This is a genomic window from Arthrobacter sp. HMSC08H08 (genome assembly GCF_001807575.1).
In the GTDB taxonomy this organism is placed as follows: domain Bacteria; phylum Actinomycetota; class Actinomycetes; order Actinomycetales; family Micrococcaceae; genus Pseudoglutamicibacter; species Pseudoglutamicibacter albus.
The window spans coordinates 146,278-147,014 of the sequence record NZ_KV789382.1 but is presented as its reverse complement, the minus strand read 5'-3'; the positions used below and the strand labels follow the sequence as shown (position 1 = coordinate 147,014).

Genomic DNA, 737 nt, shown 5'->3' with positions numbered 1-737 from the left:
AGTACCGCGGTCACTGCACGGAAAGACTTGGTGAACCTCATGATCTCCTACCTCAATCGGTGGCCACGGCGGAACGTTGCAGAGATAGATAACTCTGCGCCAACAACCTGAAACGGCCCTAGGGGGAAGGCTTATAGCCTCGTTGATACCTTCATGTTTGCAGAAAGCACAGAGCAGTAGGTCCACCGTAAGGATGACCCGGACTGTGAAGGTGCTTGTGCCTTTCTTTGCAGTGACAGTGTTTCTCGGCGTGACACTGATTCGAATATATGTTCTAATGATGGTGTGAGCATGGGAAGCTCCGGCGTTGCGGTTGCCGCGGATGCACCGCCGCTGCAACGCCAAGGGGTGAGGGCGCACAACGCACTCACCCCACACCCAGCGAAAGTCAGGCCGGTGTCTACTTATCCGTGTTTGTTGGACGGGTTTCAGCGGTGAGGGTTTTCCCGTCGGCTTCGTTCATCTGCGGTTTAATCTCGATGCCCTCCATGGCTTCGGCGAAGTTATCGCTCGTCCACGTCACCGTGTTGCCGTTGACCCTCCCGCTGACGTTCGCTTCCGCGATCGGCTCCGGAACGGTCACACTCACCTCTTTCGTCAAGTTAAGCTCCTCATCTGCCCTCAGAACCATTGGGCGCATCTGTACGAGGTATGTTCCCTTGTCGGTATAGGAAACATTGATTCGCAACATGGCATCGTCAAGCTTCTCCATCGAGAGCCCGTCTACCTCAATGAGG

Annotated in this window: 1 protein-coding gene; it reads right to left on the bottom strand. The window is 55.2% G+C overall.

Annotated features, from left to right (window positions below; all coding sequences use genetic code 11):
* Positions 1 to 400: 400 nt before the first annotated feature.
* Positions 401 to 737: hypothetical protein (locus tag HMPREF3175_RS10270; protein ID WP_176745123.1), on the bottom strand; the 337-nt coding region annotated here is incomplete at its 5' end.